General features: G+C 39.0%; 15 protein-coding genes. 7 read left to right on the top strand and 8 right to left on the bottom strand.

Annotated elements, in window-relative coordinates; all coding sequences use genetic code 11:
* Nucleotides 1–93: 93 nt before the first annotated feature.
* Entirely contained in the window at nucleotides 94–720 is a 627-nt protein-coding gene (locus tag FFU37_RS07740; RefSeq protein ID WP_024603969.1) for a riboflavin synthase, read from the top strand.
* Nucleotide 721: 1 nt separating this feature from the next.
* Here the strand turns inward: FFU37_RS07740 and FFU37_RS07735 are convergent, their stop codons facing one another.
* Both FFU37_RS07735 and FFU37_RS07730 read right to left on the bottom strand, forming a co-directional pair.
* On the bottom strand, nucleotides 722–925 hold the full coding sequence (locus FFU37_RS07735) for a CPXCG motif-containing cysteine-rich protein (RefSeq protein WP_002962509.1): 204 nt from the start codon (nucleotides 923–925) through the stop codon (nucleotides 722–724).
* A 103-nt stretch (nucleotides 926–1,028) separates the two neighbouring features.
* A complete protein-coding gene (locus tag FFU37_RS07730; RefSeq protein WP_138489164.1) occupies nucleotides 1,029–1,901 on the bottom strand; it encodes a fructosamine kinase family protein in 873 nt (290 codons plus the stop codon).
* A gap of 124 nt (nucleotides 1,902–2,025) precedes the next feature.
* Between FFU37_RS07730 and FFU37_RS07725 the strand changes: the two genes are divergently transcribed.
* The 4 genes from FFU37_RS07725 (at nucleotide 2,026) to FFU37_RS07710 (ending at nucleotide 6,474) form a co-directional block, all read left to right on the top strand.
* The gene (locus FFU37_RS07725; protein WP_024603971.1) at nucleotides 2,026–2,718 is read left to right on the top strand and encodes a hypothetical protein; all 693 of its coding nucleotides are present in this window, start codon (nucleotides 2,026–2,028) and stop codon (nucleotides 2,716–2,718) included.
* A gap of 227 nt (nucleotides 2,719–2,945) precedes the next feature.
* The gene (locus tag FFU37_RS07720; RefSeq protein ID WP_138489163.1) at nucleotides 2,946–3,731 is read left to right on the top strand and encodes a hypothetical protein; all 786 of its coding nucleotides are present in this window, start codon (nucleotides 2,946–2,948) and stop codon (nucleotides 3,729–3,731) included.
* Nucleotides 3,732–3,831: 100 nt separating this feature from the next.
* Nucleotides 3,832–5,214, top strand: coding sequence for an amidohydrolase (locus FFU37_RS07715; protein ID WP_138489162.1), 1,383 nt, complete (start codon nucleotides 3,832–3,834; stop codon nucleotides 5,212–5,214).
* 12 nt (nucleotides 5,215–5,226) lie between these two features.
* The gene (locus FFU37_RS07710; RefSeq protein WP_138489161.1) at nucleotides 5,227–6,474 is read left to right on the top strand and encodes an amidohydrolase family protein; all 1,248 of its coding nucleotides are present in this window, start codon (nucleotides 5,227–5,229) and stop codon (nucleotides 6,472–6,474) included.
* Between the two features lie 291 nt (nucleotides 6,475–6,765).
* Here the strand turns inward: FFU37_RS07710 and FFU37_RS07705 are convergent, their stop codons facing one another.
* Together FFU37_RS07705 and cspD are read right to left on the bottom strand one after the other, a co-directional pair.
* Nucleotides 6,766–8,988, bottom strand: coding sequence for an NADP-dependent isocitrate dehydrogenase (locus tag FFU37_RS07705; protein WP_138489160.1), 2,223 nt, complete (start codon nucleotides 8,986–8,988; stop codon nucleotides 6,766–6,768).
* A 511-nt stretch (nucleotides 8,989–9,499) separates the two neighbouring features.
* Nucleotides 9,500–9,718 (bottom strand): cold shock domain-containing protein CspD, encoded by a 219-nt coding sequence (gene cspD / locus FFU37_RS07700; RefSeq protein ID WP_002962500.1) that lies wholly within the window; start codon nucleotides 9,716–9,718, stop codon nucleotides 9,500–9,502.
* A gap of 208 nt (nucleotides 9,719–9,926) precedes the next feature.
* On the opposite strand from cspD, the gene clpS reads away from it, so the two are divergent.
* The gene (gene clpS, locus FFU37_RS07695) at nucleotides 9,927–10,235 is read left to right on the top strand and encodes an ATP-dependent Clp protease adapter ClpS (RefSeq protein ID WP_021032429.1); all 309 of its coding nucleotides are present in this window, start codon (nucleotides 9,927–9,929) and stop codon (nucleotides 10,233–10,235) included.
* Nucleotides 10,236–10,328: 93 nt separating this feature from the next.
* Nucleotides 10,329–12,590, top strand: a complete 2,262-nt coding sequence (gene clpA / locus FFU37_RS07690) for an ATP-dependent Clp protease ATP-binding subunit ClpA (RefSeq protein ID WP_138489159.1) — start codon at nucleotides 10,329–10,331, stop codon at nucleotides 12,588–12,590.
* Nucleotides 12,591–12,803: 213 nt separating this feature from the next.
* On the opposite strand, the gene infA is transcribed toward clpA, so the two are convergent.
* The 4 genes from infA to trxB all read right to left on the bottom strand — a co-directional run bounded on the left by infA (nucleotide 12,804) and on the right by trxB (nucleotide 15,574).
* A complete protein-coding gene (gene infA / locus FFU37_RS07685) occupies nucleotides 12,804–13,022 on the bottom strand; it encodes a translation initiation factor IF-1 (protein ID WP_002962494.1) in 219 nt (72 codons plus the stop codon).
* A 90-nt stretch (nucleotides 13,023–13,112) separates the two neighbouring features.
* The gene (locus FFU37_RS07680; protein WP_024606094.1) at nucleotides 13,113–13,817 is read right to left on the bottom strand and encodes an arginyltransferase; all 705 of its coding nucleotides are present in this window, start codon (nucleotides 13,815–13,817) and stop codon (nucleotides 13,113–13,115) included.
* Nucleotides 13,810–14,526 (bottom strand): leucyl/phenylalanyl-tRNA--protein transferase, encoded by a 717-nt coding sequence (gene aat, locus FFU37_RS07675; RefSeq protein ID WP_024595507.1) that lies wholly within the window; start codon nucleotides 14,524–14,526, stop codon nucleotides 13,810–13,812. Before aat ends, FFU37_RS07680 begins: the two co-directional genes overlap by 8 nt.
* A 97-nt stretch (nucleotides 14,527–14,623) precedes the next feature.
* Entirely contained in the window at nucleotides 14,624–15,574 is a 951-nt protein-coding gene (gene trxB / locus FFU37_RS07670; protein ID WP_002962484.1) for a thioredoxin-disulfide reductase, read from the bottom strand.
* Nucleotides 15,575–15,746: the final 172 nt, after the last annotated feature.

Genomic DNA, 15,746 nt, shown 5'->3' with positions numbered 1-15,746 from the left:
AATCTATTGCGTTTCAAATAAAAATCACAGTAGTGAATGATTTTATGAGTTGATACGTTAAACTAGCACTTTGTAATAATTTTAAGTGATTTTATGTTTACAGGAATAGTGCAAACACAAGCAACAGTGGTCTCTAAAACTCAAGCTGATGGTGTGTTACGCTTAGTTGTATCGGTGAGCGATGAGTACGTTAAGCATTTAGATTTAGGCGCAAGTATTGCTATTAATGGCTGTTGTTTAACAGTTGTGCAAGTTGAGCTAAGTAATCACGATGTGGTAGCGCAAGTGCATTTTGATGTGATTGACGAAACCCTAAAGTTAACTAATTTAGGACTGCTTGAGCTAGGTAGTTTAGTTAATTACGAACGCTCTGTTACGTTTGGTACTGAGCTAGGTGGGCATATAGTGTCTGGGCATATTCATTGTACGTCACAAATCTCTCAAATAGTGAAGCTTGAGAATAACTGCAAAATACAATTAAGCTTGCCAAAAGAGTGGCAAAAGTACGTGTTATATAAAGGCTTTGTTGCTATAAATGGCGCAAGCTTAACCGTAGGCGAAGTTGATGAACAAGGTTTTTGGATACACCTAATTCCGGAAACGCTCGCCATTACAAACATTGGTGCAGCGCAAGTGGGTGACAAGTTTAATATTGAAGTTGATCAGCAAACTTACACTATTGTAAATACGGTAGAGAACTACTTACGCCATCAGGCTTAAGTTAAAATATTTGTTCGTCGTCACTGTCTACGTGTAGCTCCAATTTATTGTTAGCATGGTCTATATGCATATTTAAATGAATTGGGTTACAACAGGCAGTGCAATCTTCTATATAGTCTTGATCGCCGCTGCTTGCGTCTAAGTCTAGATGTATGTGGTGTCCGCAGTGTGGGCACGTTATTCGTTGTGATAAAAAATCTTTCATAATCACTCCAGTTATAAATAATTAAGTTAGGTTCAACTTAATCGCTTACAGATGAACGTCTACTTACTCATTAAATATAGTGCTGAAATGCAGCTTACGACACTTATTTAATACCTTCAAATACCAGCTTTTCTATATGTTGTTTAGCTTCAGTAAGATAGTGACCGGCAAAGATGTTGGCGTGATTTAAAATAGGATATAGCTGGTATATTAACTTACGCTTTTCGTAATTTTGACAAAGCGGGTAGTGCGCGTTATAGGCGCTATAAAAGTCTTTAGGCAGGGGGGCAAATAGTTCGCTCATTGCAATATCCACTTCCCGATCACCATAATAACAAGCCGGGTTAAATATTGTTGGTTCTGCTTTTAAAAATCCCATATTGCCACGCCAAAAATCGCCATGCAGTAATGAAGGTTGTACCTGATGGCTATGTAGTTGCTCTTTTACGGTATTAATTAAGCGTTCGGGCTCAATAAAGTTAATGCCTTTTTCAGCGAGTAGTTGTAATTGCCACCCTATACGCTCTTCGGCGTAAAATACATCCCACTTTTTGTGCCAGCGGTTTGGCTGTATGGTTGTGGCTAGATAATTATCTACATCAAAACCAAACATAGCTTGGTCATGTTTTTGATGCATTTTAGCGAGGTTACGCCCCATATTAGTCCACGTGTCGTGGGGTTGTTTATCTAAAACGAGCCATTGTAAAACAATAAACGAAAACTCTATATTTGCACCAGTTGTAATACATTCAGGTACTTTAAAATTACTATTTTGCGCCAAAAGCTTTAAGCCAATAAATTCACTTTCTAAACGCTCGAGCTCGCTTTTTAGTGCTATTTTAACGAGGTAGTTATGCGTACCATTGGTAATATGAAATAGTTTGTCGGTGTTTGTACTTTGTAATTGGCGTTTGTAGGTGTGCTTAAAGTCAAAATTGATGGCTCGGCTGATGTGCTCATTTACTGTTTTCCACATAACAATTGCTCGCCTTTTAAACAGATACTTAAACTATGGCAAAAAGGTATTAATTTAACAATCTAAACGTTGTAAAATTAACGGCTATATTGAATAAAATTACACTTACTGTAGTGGAGTTAAAATGAACAAAAGTTTAATAACCAATTTGCTAGCGGGTTTATGTGTTGTTGTAGGTTTTATGTTTAACCAAGCAATTGTGTTGTCTGTTGGTTTATTTGCACTTTCTGGCGCGGTAACTAATTTATTAGCTATTCATATGTTATTCGAAAAAGTCCCGTTTTTATATGGTTCAGGTGTTATAGCGCTTAAGTTTGAAAGCTTTAAAGTCGCTATACGAAACCTAATATTAACGGAGTTTTTTTCAGAGCAAAAAATTAATAATTTACTCAATAAAGCACAGCCCAATATCGACTTTGAGCCAATAATTAGCAATGTTGATTTAAACCCTGCATTCGACAATTTGTTAGAGGTAATAGAGCAGTCTCAGTTTGGTAGTATGCTAGGAATGTTTGGCGGTACAGCGGCAATAGAGCCGATGCGTGAAAAGTTTATTGAAAAAATGCAATTGTCGCTTAGTGAGATTTCTCAAACTGACGACTTTAAAGCATTAGTAAGCCAAACACTTTCACAAGGTAATAGCGCAGAAAGCCTACATAAAACGGTGCTTAAACTAGTTGATGAGCGCTTAGATGAGCTTACTCCTAAAATGGTTAAAGAGATTATTCAGACCATGATCCGCGAGCACCTAGGTTGGCTTGTAGTATGGGGCGGTGTGTTTGGTGGTTTATTTGGTTTAATAGCGGCCGTTATTTAAATCTAGCGACTAATAAAAAACATAATCATTCTATTGCATTAAATAGTGTACTTACTGCGTTAAAAATTATTTGTATAGAATAACTACACGTTGTTATTTGTGCCTGTTATTGCACTATTTTCTTAGCGAAATAATAGAGCACTAATTTAATGCAATTGGTATAACTTATTTTTTCAGGCTGTTATTATCGCCCCCATAATTTAGTCGTGTTTTTTCAAGGAGCAACGGTGAGCAAAACGTTAGCCAGTTATTATCAGCAAGCATACGCGTGCGATCAGCAGCATTTTAATCAGTGTTTTTATTGTGGCTGCGAAGCGACAGAGCGCGATCATTGTCCGCCACTGCATATGCTACAAAGTATCGTTGATTTAGGTGAAGAGGCTGACTTTATCTCAATCCCTGCGTGTTATGAGTGCCATGCACTTTTACATAACGAAAGACTGATGACGATTGATGAGCGCTTTACCAAGCTTAAAAAAAAGCTCTCAAATAAATATGCTAAACCATTGCGCGTTTATAACATGTGGGAAGAAAGCGAACTTGGCGACATGAGCGACGAGTTTGCCCATAGTATTCAAGCGGGTATGAAATTAGGCAAAGAAGCCGCTGAGCGTTTAGCCTTTACGGGTTTTAGCTATGCCACAGAAGATGCCAAAGTAGCAGTGCGCGAAAAAACAAAAGAGTTTGATGTAGAAGGCATGATATTTACCGACTTTAAAGAGGCGCTAAATTACTGTATTAACGATTTAAATGTTCAAAAAAGCGACTTTTATAAAATTTTGGTTGAAGACTATCAAGGCGATTTTAATAAAGCATTGAGCCAGTATCGTCATCGTCATGACAATGTTACTGCGGCTAAAGACGGTAATACACTTATTAAAGATTTTTCTAAGCTACACAAGCAAAACTCTGATTTTGTAACGCGTACGGTTAAGCACTTTATTAGTAAAGATCCCTCGCTTACCACCGAAGGTGCGCTTGAAAAGCTATATAACAATTATATAAAGAAATAATTACAGAAATTCATCTTAATTAACTGCGTTTTCACCTGTTTTTTTGGCTTTATCCTTTAGGTTTCGCTAAAGTAGCAAAAAAACAGGAGATCCAAACAACATGCAAAAATTTGCACCTTCTTTATTAGCGGTTGGCTTAGCTGCTGCACTTGTAGGCTGCCAAGAAAACGGCCCACAAGACGATAAAATAACAATTAACAAAAATCCTTACCCAAGTACTTATCAGCCACTTTCTACATCAAGCACTCTTATTACAAATGCAACAGTACTTACAGGTACTGGTGAGCGTTTAGATGAGGCAGATGTATTACTTGTTGATGGTAAAGTACAACAAGTCGGTAAAGACTTAACAGCCACTGCTGATATTACAATTGATGCACAAGGGAAATGGGTAACACCGGGTATTATTGACGTACATTCACATTTAGGCGCATACCCAAGTCCTTCGGTCGAGTCGCATCAAGATGGTAACGAAATGACCAGCCCTAACACTGCAGAAGTGTGGGTTGAGCATTCTGTTTGGCCACAAGATCCAGGCTTTAATCGTGCACGCGAAGGCGGCATTACTTCTCTACAAATTTTACCAGGCTCAGCTAACTTATTTGGTGGACGCGGCGTTACGCTTAAAAATGTACCAGCGCACACTATGCAAGGGATGAAATTTCCAGAGGCGCCGTATGGTTTAAAAATGGCGTGTGGTGAAAACCCTAAACGTGTTTATGGTCGTCAAGGTGTATTACCTTCAACCCGTATGGGTAATATGGCTGGTTACCGTATGGCATGGGCTGAAGCCGCTGAGTACAAACGTGCATGGGATAAATACGATGCTGATTACGCCGCAGGTTTAAACCCAGAAGCGCCAGTACGTGATATTAAACACGATACGCTTCGTGGTGTGCTTGAAGGCGAAGTACGTATTCATAATCATTGTTATAAAGCTGAAGAAATGGCAATGATGATTGACCTGTCAAAAGAATTTGGTTACCACGCAGGTACTTTTCATCACGGTGTAGAAGCATATAAAATTGCTGACTTACTTGCGCAAAATGGTTCGTGTGCTGCACTTTGGCCAGACTGGTGGGGCTTTAAAATGGAAGCCTACGATATGGTACAAGAAAACGTGGCTATTGTTGATGCGGTTAAAAACTCGTGTGCAGTTGTTCACTCAGATTCAGATACTACTATTCAGCGTTTAAACCAAGAAGCGGGCAAGGTGATGTACCGAGCTAACGAAAATGGTTTTGATATTTCTGAGCAACACGCTATTAAATGGATCACGTCTAACGCTGCTAAATCGTTAGGTATTGATGACAAAACAGGTTCACTAGAAGCCGGTAAGCAGGGCGATGTTGTTATTTGGAATCAAAGCCCATTTAGTGTCTATGCTAAAGCTGAACAAGTGTTTGTTGATGGTGCAAAGGTTTACGATAGAAACGACAGCGCGTACCAAGCAACAAGTGATTTTATGTTAGGTCAACAATAAGGAGCACCCAGAATGAAAAATTTATCACGTTCGTTTTCGCTTTCTCTGGTTGCTGCAGGATTATTAGCATCTGGTGCTGTAAGCGCACAATCACTAGCAATTATTAATGCAACATTGCATACGTCTTCTGATCAAGGTGTATTAGAAGCGGCAAGCATTGTAATGACAGATGGTAAAATCACAGCGATTAACCCAACTGAAATTAAAGTAGATCAAATTATTGATGCAAAGGGGCAAATTGTAACCCCAGGCTTTATAGCAAGTATTAATCAACTTGGTTTGGTTGAAGTAAGTGCAGTTGCGGGCTCTCGCGATGCAGGGGAAGAAAAAGCCGGTATTGATTTTGATGTAAGCCTTGCTTACAACGCACATTCAAGCTTAATTCCTTACGCTCGTAAAGGCGGTGTAACACGCGATGTAATTACTCCTCATGGCGGCGATAGCATTTTTTCAGGCCTTGCGAGTGTTGTTGATTTAAGTGGTAGTTTTGACAGCGACATGCAAAAACAAGCGGCTTTAATTGTTTACTTAGGTGAGCGTAGTAAAGGCTCACGTGCTTTTACTTTGCAAACACTGATTAATAAGCTTGATGAGCACAAAACTAAAGCCGGTAAAAAAGCGAAAAAAGATGACGACAAGCCAAGTACTGAAGATAAAGTAATGGCAAAAGTACTCAGTGGTGAAATGCCATTAGTGGTTGGCGTTTCGCGTGCGGCGGATATTATTGAGCTAATTAAAGTAAAAGAGCAATTTGGTATTAACCTAGTACTTAACGGCGCGCAAGATGCTGTTGTAGTAAAAGAGCGCGTTGCTAAAGCAAATATTCCAGTGATTATTAGTGCAATGGATAGCTTACCAGGAAGCTTTGATTCGCTTCATGCAAGTTTAGATAATGCTAGTGTGCTTGAAAAAGCAGGCGTTAAAGTATTATTAACGGTAGGTGGTGATGCAAGTCACAATATTTATCAGCTGCGTTTTGATGCTGGTAATGCTGTGTCGTACGGTATGAGCCAAGAAGGTGCGTTAAAAGCGCTTACATCAAACGTTGCTGATGTATTTGGCATTAATGCAGGTAGTCTTGAAGTTGGCAAAGCTGCTGATGTAGTAATATGGAGTAATGACCCGTTTGAGCTAAGCAGCCATGTGAGCAAAATGTTTATTAATGGCGTTGAGGTTTCTACACAATCGCGTCAAGATAAACTGCGTGACCGCTATACGACAGATTCAAAAATGCCACGTGCTTATACCAACCCGCAATAATACTTAATCAATTTGAGGGATTAAATCTGACGGTAACTGCGTTAAAAATTTCTGATATAGAGCAACTAAATAACGAAATTTTTGCCTTGTTATCGACAAGATTTTCTTGCCTCAAAGTTGATCACTTAATTAAGCGAATTGGTATGATACTAAATAATTAAATAATTAAATAAATAAATTTAATTATTCAAAGGCCGCTATTTTATAAATAGCGGCCTTTTTTTGTAAAGTTTAGACATAAAAAAGCCGCTTACTTTTGCAAGTAAGCGGCTTTTAAATTTAAACCGATATTTATACTAATTTAGCAAGAATATCGTTAAATGTAGTGCTTGGACGCATCGCTTTAAAGGCTGCATCATCGTTAGGCTGGAAGTAACCGCCTAAATCAACTGCAGGGCCTTGCGCATCGTTAAGTTCACTTACGATTTGCTCTTTATTAGACTCAAGGTCACTAGCGATTTGAGTAAACTGTGCTTTAAGTTCACTGTCATCATTTTGCTTAGCAAGTTCTTGTGCCCAGAATAAAGATAGGAAGAAATGAGAACCACGGTTATCAATTTCTTTCACTTTACGTGAAGGAGACTTGTTTTCTGCTAAGAAAGTACCAGTCGCTTTATCTAGTGTATCAGCAAGAACTTGTGCCTTGTTGTTACCCGTAGTTACGCTTAGGTGCTCAAGAGATGCAGCAAGTGCTAAAAATTCACCTAAAGAATCCCAACGTAAGTGGTTTTCTTTTTCGAATTGTTGAACATGCTTAGGTGCAGAACCACCCGCGCCAGTTTCAAATAAGCCACCACCGTTCATAAGCGGAACAATTGAAAGCATTTTAGCACTTGTACCCAACTCTAAAATTGGGAATAAATCTGTAAGGTAATCACGTAAAACGTTACCTGTTACAGAAATCGTGTCTTTACCTTCTTTAATACGCGCTAATGAGAACAATGTTGCTTCAAGCGGTGCTAAAATTTGAATATCTAGACCAGCTGTATCGTGATCTGGTAGGTATTTATTTACTTTTTTGATTAGCTGCGCATCATGTGCACGGTTTTCGTCTAACCAGAAAATAGCTGGAACGCCTGTTGCGCGTGCACGATTTACTGCAAGCTTAACCCAATCTTGAATTGGTGCGTCTTTAACCTGACACATACGCCAGATATCGCCTTGCTCAACACTGTGCTCAAGTAATGTATTACCATTTGCATCAACAACACGGATAGAACCGTCCGCTTTAGCTTCAAATGTTTTGTCGTGTGAACCGTATTCTTCAGCTTTTTGAGCCATAAGGCCAACGTTTGGAACGCTACCCATTGTTGTTGGATCAAACGCGCCATTTTCTTTACAAAAATCGATAGTTGCTTGGTAAACACTTGAGTAACAACGATCAGGAATTACAAAGCTAGTGTCTTGTAATTTACCATCGTTATTCCACATTTGACCGCTTGAACGGATTGCTGCAGGCATAGATGCATCGATGATCACGTCACTTGGTACGTGTAAATTTGTAATACCACGGTCAGAATCAACCATAGCAATAGCAGGGCGGTTAGCGTAAACAGCTTGAATGTCTGCTTCAATTTCTTCGCGCTTAGCATCGTCTAATGTTTGAATTTTAGAATATACGTCGCCTAAACCATTATTTACATCAACACCTAGCTCTTCAAAAAGCTCACCGTGTTTAGCAAATACATCTTTGTAGAATACTTTAACAGCGTGACCGAAGATGATTGGATCAGATACTTTCATCATTGTCGCTTTCATGTGAAGCGAGAACAAAACACCTTTCTCTTTAGCAGCGTCAATTTCTGCAGCTAAGAAAGCTTGAAGCTTAGAAGCGCTAATGCTTGATGCATCAATAACTTCGCCAGCTAAAAGAGGTGTGCTTTGTTTAAGAACAGTAACGTCACCGTTAGTTGCAACATGTTCAATACGCACATCAGTGGCTGTATCAACAGTTACTGATTTTTCTGAACCGAAGAAATCGCCTTCGCTCATACTTGCAACGTAAGACTGAGAATCTTTGCTCCACGCACCCATTGAATGTGGGTTGTTACGTGCATATTCTTTTACAGAGCCTGGCGCGCGACGATCTGAGTTACCCTCACGTAGTACAGGGTTTACTGCACTGCCTTTAATTTTGTCGTAAGCCGCTTGAATTGCTTTTTCTTCATCATTTTTAGGTTCAACAGGGTATTCTGGAAGAGCGTAACCTTTTGCTTGAAGCTCTTTAATTACAGCGCGAAGCTGTGGTACAGATGCACTGATGTTTGGTAATTTGATGATGTTTGCTTCTGGTGTTTTAGCAAGCTCGCCAAGTTCAGCAAGTGCATCACCAATGCGTTGTTCTTCTGTTAAATAATCAGGGAAGCTAGCAATTACACGACCTGCTAATGAAATGTCGCGAGTTTCAACTTCAACACCGGCCGCATTTGTATATGCTTGGATGATCGGTAGCAACGAATAAGTTGCTAGTGCCGGAGCTTCGTCCGTTTTTGTATAGATAATTTTTGATGTCATCATCATTCCTAGATAGTCGACCGATAAGGTCTTATTCAACAATGCAAAGAAAATCATTACTTATGAGTGAGTACATATTATTAAACAAGTTAATGAACACGTACGCTCGTAATGAATAGTTTGTTAGGTGTTGGTACTCAGCGTTGCTCTTTTATAAAAGCAGAATAGTCACACCTGACGAACTGGAATCGTATTTATAGCTAAAAAATTAACAAAAATAAATCAGCCTTTAGCCTAGTACATATAAAAGAGGCGATAAGGTGTTATGCGCAATTTTTAGCACCAAGAGTGTAACAAGCTTAAATAAAAAGGGCTAGAGTTTGAGCATGCCCAATAAGCAGTTAAACAATCAACTCTTAGAACATTGGGGTATATAAAATAAATTCAAGGAAAAGGGTTGAATTTGAATGAAAAGAGGCAATAAATAAGGGAAGAAGAGATAAGTTAGTATGCTTAAGGAATTAAGCGAGGATCTTAAAAGGTCGCTCGCTTTAGTCGAACAAAACAATCGTCACTCAATAATGTCACCATCTGGGGCAATATTTTTAGCGTGTAGGCCTTTAGGCCCTTGTTCTAATTCGAATGTTACATCTTGACCAGCTTTAAGCGTTTTATAGCCGTCCATTACAATTGTTGAGTAATGAGCGAAGATATCATTCTCGCAGCCGTCTTCTACGATGAAACCAAAACCTTTGGCGTTGTTGAACCATTTAACTTTACCACAAGCCATACTTCTACATCCTTCAATAAGTTGACTAATTTAGTTATTCTAAACCGTATAATTTGCTAGACTGACTAAGGTTTAATCAATCTATGTTTGACTGTAGTTTATTTAGCCAACCAGTCAAGTGTTTTGAGTTATTTTTTAACATTTTATTTATTTTTTATTCAAGTTTGCTTGAGTTACAAAGACAAGACTATATTTAATTATGAGTGGTATGAAAGATTCAGGTGTTATCGACACAGTTCGCGACAGTGAAAAGCAAAAGCTACAGCCGCCGCGAAAATATAAAGTTGTTTTAAATAACGACGACTACACGCCGATGGACTTCGTAATTGAAGTTTTAACGACGTTTTTTAATATGGATAGCGATAGAGCAACCGATGTGATGCTTCAGGTTCATGAAAAAGGTAAGGGTATTTGCGGTGTTTACAGCGCCGATGTTGCCTACACCAAAGTTGAACAAGTTAACCGTTACTCACGGGATAACGAGCATCCACTGCTTTGTAGTTGTGAGCAGGAATAATACCAATTTAATACAATTGGTATAAATACCAATTAGGGTGATCAAACATCCGATTGTTGTGGTATAAATTATTATCTCAGTAAGGGGTTGCCAATGCTAAACAAAGACTTAGAACTCACTTTAAATGCCGCGTTTCGTGAAGCGCGCACTCGCCGTCATGAGTTTATGACCGTAGAGCACCTTTTACTTGCGCTATTAGATAATCCTTCTGCAGGAGAAGCCTTAAACGCGTGTGGTGTTAATCTTTCAGGCTTAAAAACCGAATTATTAGAATTTATTGACGAAACAACACCCGTCATCCCAGATTTAGAAGAAGAGCGTGAAACTCAGCCAACGCTTGGTTTTCAGCGTGTATTACAACGTGCTGTGTTTCATGTGCAATCGTCAGGAAAAAACGAAGTGACGGGTGTCAATGTACTGGTTGCTATTTTTTCTGAGCAAGAGAGCCAAGCTGTTTATTTACTTAAAAAGCATGATGTATCGCGCTTAGATATTGTTAACTTTATTTCGCACGGTATTTCAAAAGCTGATGATGAACTAGGCGACGACAGCGATGATATACATGAAGAAGTGCAAGAAGTTCAAAATGAAGAAGTAAGTAAGCTAGACAGCTTTACAACTAACTTAAACGCTCAGGCTCGTGAAGGTAATATTGACCCATTGATTGGGCGCGACAGCGAAGTAGAGCGTACGGTACAAGTATTGTGTCGTCGTAAAAAGAATAACCCATTACTTGTTGGTGAAGCGGGCGTTGGTAAAACAGCCATTGCTGAAGGTTTAGCTTACCGTATTGTGAACGAGCAAGTACCAGAAGTAATTGCAGATGCAGTTGTGTACTCACTAGATATGGGGGCATTGCTTGCAGGTACTAAATACCGTGGCGATTTTGAAAAGCGCTTTAAAAGCTTACTAAAAGAGCTTCAGGCACAACCTGGGTCTATTTTATTTATCGATGAAATACATACCATAATAGGTGCTGGCGCAGCGTCTGGTGGCGTTATGGACGCTTCAAACTTACTTAAACCACTTCTTTCAAGTGGTAAGTTACGTTGTATGGGTTCAACCACTTACAATGAGTATAAAAATATCTTTGAGAAAGACCGTGCATTAGTACGCCGTTTTCAAAAAATTGATGTACTTGAACCAAGTGTTGCCGATACCACTAAAATTTTAAATGGATTAAAAGAGCGTTACGAAGAGCACCATGGTATTCGCTACACTCAAAAAGCATTAAAAGCAGCTGCTGAACTTAGTGCTAAATACATTAATGAGCGCCACTTGCCAGATAAAGCAATTGATGTAATTGATGAAGCGGGCGCTAACCAACGTTTACAACCTAGTTCTAAACGTAAAAAAACCATCGGTGTGGCTGATATAGAGCTAATAATATCGAAGATGGCACGTATTCCACCACAAAATGTGTCTTCAACAGATAAAGAGACGCTTAAAAATCTAGACCGTAATCTTAAAATGCTGGTGTTTGGACAAGATCAATCTATTGATGCGCTTACATCGGCTATTCGTTTATCTCGCTCGGGTTTATCAAGCGAAGAAAAACCAGTGGGTTCGTTCTTGTTTGCAGGCCCAACAGGTGTTGGTAAAACAGAAGTAACTAAGCAACTTGCTAAATGTATGGGTGTTGAGTTTATTCGTTTTGATATGTCTGAGTATGTAGAGCGCCACGCAATCAGCCGATTAATTGGTGCTCCACCAGGATATGTTGGTTTTGAGCAAGGCGGGTTATTAACCGAGGCGGTTATTAAAAACCCACATGCGGTTGTACTTTTAGATGAGATTGAAAAAGCGCATCCAGATATTTACAATATTTTACTACAAGTTATGGATCACGGTACGTTAACCGATAATAACGGTCGTAAAGCTGATTTTAGAAATGTAGTGGTTGTAATGACTACCAATGCGGGCGTTCAAGAAACTACGCGTAAGTCGATTGGTTTTACAGAGCAAGATCACACGCACGATGCAATGGGCGAAATTAATAAAGTATTTTCGCCAGAATTTAGAAACCGTTTAGATAACATTATTTGGTTTAATCACCTTGAACGTGAAGTTATTTTACTGGTGGTTGATAAATTTATTGTGGAACTGCAAGCTCAGCTTGATAAAAAATCGGTTAATCTTGAGCTTACGCCTAAAGCGCGTGAATGGCTCGCAGATAAAGGTTATGACAAGGCTATGGGTGCACGACCAATGGCACGTGTTATTCAAGAAGAGCTTAAAAAGCAATTAGCTAATGAAATACTGTTTGGTGAACTTGTTGATGGCGGTACAGTTAAAGTATCGGTTAAAGACAAGAAGATTCGCTTTGATTACGAGAGCAATTTAACGCCAGCGTAAACGTTAATTACAAAATTTAGTTAAATAAAAATGGCCCGCTAAATAATAGCGGGCCATTTTTTTGCCATTTTTATAGGCAACAAAAAACCCAGTAAAAACTGGGTTTTTTGTTTATTAAATGTAATTGCTAGTCAATGTCTATCAATTACATTTAATAAACGCTTAAAGCTAGTAAAACACTAGCCAAAAACTAAATCTCGTTTACGCACTTACTTAGCGAGCACGGAATACGATACGACCCTTTGATAAATCGTAAGGAGTCATTTCTACCGTTACTTTATCGCCGGTTAAAATACGGATATAGTTTTTGCGCATTTTGCCTGAAATGTGAGCCACAACTACGTGACCATTTTCTAGCTCAACTCGGAACATTGTATTTGGTAAAGTATCAAGGACTGTCCCTTGCATTTCGATTACGTCTTCTTTCGCCATGTTTAGCGTAACACCTCTTTAATAGTTAAACGCTGCAGATTTTGCCCAAAATACACCAATAAGTAAAGGCGCAGGGGCTATATTTGCAAATTAAATAGCCACCCACTCATCATTGAGCTGTTTTTGAGCTGGTAAAAACTGAGTTTTGTACTTCATTTTATCGCATTCATCAATTTGATAGCCTAAGTACACGTATTGCTTATTTTGCTCTTTTGCAAATTTAAGCTGCTCTAATATCATCACAGAGCCTAAACTATAGTGTTCAAAGTCGGGGTCAAAAAAAGTATAAATTGCAGAAATAGAGCTGTTCATACAATCAGTTACGGCAACTGCGGCTAAAGTATCTTGGTGCCATAGTTCAATAAATGTGATTTTGAGCCAACTGCAAAGTAAAAAGCTTTGAAACTGTTCTTTTTCAGGAGGATACATACTTCCATCCTGATGGCGCATCGTTATGTATTTACTATAGAGCGGATAATACTCAGGGCGTTCTTGCGTTGAATATTTTACCTCAAACTGGTTTTTTGCTTTGTTTAGTTTACGTTTTTGCGATTTTGAAGGGATAAAGTCTTGTGCTAATACACGTACAGAATTACATGCACTGCATATTGGGCAGTGTGGACGGTATATTTGGTTACCACTGCGACGAAATCCTAAGCCTAATAATGACTCAAATTTGTCTGTGCTGTAGCAACTAGGATCTAGAATAACTAATAGTTGCTCTTGTCTGTTGGGTAAATAACTACAGTCAAACTCTTGGGTTAAACCAACACGTGCAGGAAGTTGCTCATTCATAGATTGCGTCAAGTTCTTGTGGCTCCCACATAATAGGATTAATAATATAGTTATGTGCAGCTTTTAGTTTAGTCAAAAATGTTGAGCGGGGGATTACTTGTGCACCTAAGGTCATTAAATAAGGGTTTTCTAACTGGCAATCAATAAAATGCGCATTATGACGTTTAAGCCAATTTACCAGTGCCCACATAGCAAGCTTTGAGCAATTGGTTTGATGATGAAACATCGATTCACCACAAAAAACACCATTTTGCATAATACCGTATAAGCCACCTGCAAGCTCTCCGTTGCTCCACACTTCTAAGCTATGGGCAATACCAGCATTGTGTGCATTAACATAAGCGTTGAGCATGTCAGAGGTGATCCAAGTGCCATCGGTATCAAGGCGTTGATCGCGACAAGCTTCTATTACCTCCTCAAAGGCATTATTAATGGTTACTTTTACAGGGTGCTTTTTTAAATGTTTACGCAGGCTCTTACTTATATGAAAATCATCCAGTTCAAAAATCCCTCGCTCGCTCGGCGACCACCACATAATAGGCTCATCTTCGCTAAACCAAGGGAATATTCCGCTTTTGTAGGCATTACTTAGGCGAGGTAAACTTAAATCTCCGCCAATTGCTAACAAGCCATCAGGGGATTCTAATGCGTATTCCGGATTGGGGAATGCTATATCGGTTTCACTTAATTGGTATAGCTGATTTCTCATACAGTACTTATTTTATAATTGATCGTAAAAGTGTAACTATATTTTAGACATAAAAAAAGGGCTGAATAATCAGCCCTATTATAATTTATTTAATTGCTTATAAATTATCTAAGAAACGCTCTGCATCAAGGGCAGCCATACAGCCTGTACCCGCTGATGTGATTGCTTGACGGTAAATGTGGTCAGACACATCACCTGCAGCAAAAACGCCCTCTACACTTGTTTGAGTTGCGTTACCATTCAATCCAGACTCTACAACTAAGTAGCCGTCTTTCATTTCTAGTTGACCAACAAACATATCTGTATTTGGCTTATGACCAATAGCAATAAATACGCCTGCTAAATCTAGCTCTTGTGTTGCATCAGAATGTGCATCTTTAATACGAATGCCAGTTACGCCCATTTGGTCGCCTAATACTTCGTCAAGCGTACGGTTGTAATGTAAAACAACGTTACCGTTAGCTGCTTTTTCAGCAAGGCGATCTGCAAGTATTTTTTCACTACGGAAACTGTCACGACGATGAATAACATGTACTTCGTCAGCAATGTTAGATAAGTATAACGCTTCTTCAACCGCTGTATTACCACCACCAACAACCGCTACTTTCTGACCTTTATAGAAAAAGCCATCACATGTAGCACAGGCTGAAACGCCACGGCCTTGGAAATTAGTTTCAGACTCTAAGCCTAAGTATTTAGCAGAAGCACCTGTTGCAATGATTAACGCATCACATGTGTAAGTACCTTGGTCGCCAGTTAGTGTGAAAGGGCGCTTAGATACATCTACTTTATTGATGTGATCGAATATGATTTCAGTTTCAAAGCGCTCAGCGTGCTCTTTCATACGATCCATTAATGCAGGGCCCGTTAAGCCGTGTGCATCACCAGGCCAGTTTTCAACTTCAGTCGTGGTTGTTAATTGACCACCTTGTTGAATGCCTGTAATTAAAACAGGGTTTAAATTTGCACGTGCTGCATATACTGCGGCAGTATAACCAGCTGGGCCAGAGCCTAAAATTAGTAGCTTACAATGTTTTGCTTCAGTCATTATTTTTTCCTAAACGTTTAATACGGTCTTTAATGCGCTCGATTCTAAGAAAATCAAGGCGGATGTAAACAAAATCCGCGATTATTTTTTTTCGCAAATCGAAAAGCTGTGCAGTATTGTGTACTAGAGCTCAGTACTTTTACAGTTAAAATACCTAAGTAGCTCAATAAAT

The organism is Pseudoalteromonas distincta (assembly GCF_005877035.1).
In the GTDB taxonomy this organism is placed as follows: Bacteria; Pseudomonadota; Gammaproteobacteria; order Enterobacterales; family Alteromonadaceae; genus Pseudoalteromonas; species Pseudoalteromonas distincta.
This window is presented reverse-complemented; position numbering and strand designations above follow the sequence as displayed.

Coding starts and splice junctions, on each gene's coding strand:
- FFU37_RS07710 (WP_138489161.1), top strand. CDS start 5,227: ATGAAAAATTTATCACGTTCGTTTTCGCTTTCTCTGGTTGCTGCAGGA.
- FFU37_RS07735 (WP_002962509.1), bottom strand. CDS start 925: ATGAAAGATTTTTTATCACAACGAATAACGTGCCCACACTGCGGACAC.
- clpA (WP_138489159.1), top strand. CDS start 10,329: ATGCTAAACAAAGACTTAGAACTCACTTTAAATGCCGCGTTTCGTGAA.
- trxB (WP_002962484.1), bottom strand. CDS start 15,574: ATGACTGAAGCAAAACATTGTAAGCTACTAATTTTAGGCTCTGGCCCA.
- aat (WP_024595507.1), bottom strand. CDS start 14,526: ATGAGAAATCAGCTATACCAATTAAGTGAAACCGATATAGCATTCCCC.
- cspD (WP_002962500.1), bottom strand. CDS start 9,718: ATGGCTTGTGGTAAAGTTAAATGGTTCAACAACGCCAAAGGTTTTGGT.
- FFU37_RS07725 (WP_024603971.1), top strand. CDS start 2,026: ATGAACAAAAGTTTAATAACCAATTTGCTAGCGGGTTTATGTGTTGTT.
- FFU37_RS07715 (WP_138489162.1), top strand. CDS start 3,832: ATGCAAAAATTTGCACCTTCTTTATTAGCGGTTGGCTTAGCTGCTGCA.
- FFU37_RS07730 (WP_138489164.1), bottom strand. CDS start 1,901: ATGTGGAAAACAGTAAATGAGCACATCAGCCGAGCCATCAATTTTGAC.
- FFU37_RS07705 (WP_138489160.1), bottom strand. CDS start 8,988: ATGACATCAAAAATTATCTATACAAAAACGGACGAAGCTCCGGCACTA.
- infA (WP_002962494.1), bottom strand. CDS start 13,022: ATGGCGAAAGAAGACGTAATCGAAATGCAAGGGACAGTCCTTGATACT.
- FFU37_RS07740 (WP_024603969.1), top strand. CDS start 94: ATGTTTACAGGAATAGTGCAAACACAAGCAACAGTGGTCTCTAAAACT.
- FFU37_RS07680 (WP_024606094.1), bottom strand. CDS start 13,817: ATGAATGAGCAACTTCCTGCACGTGTTGGTTTAACCCAAGAGTTTGAC.
- clpS (WP_021032429.1), top strand. CDS start 9,927: ATGAAAGATTCAGGTGTTATCGACACAGTTCGCGACAGTGAAAAGCAA.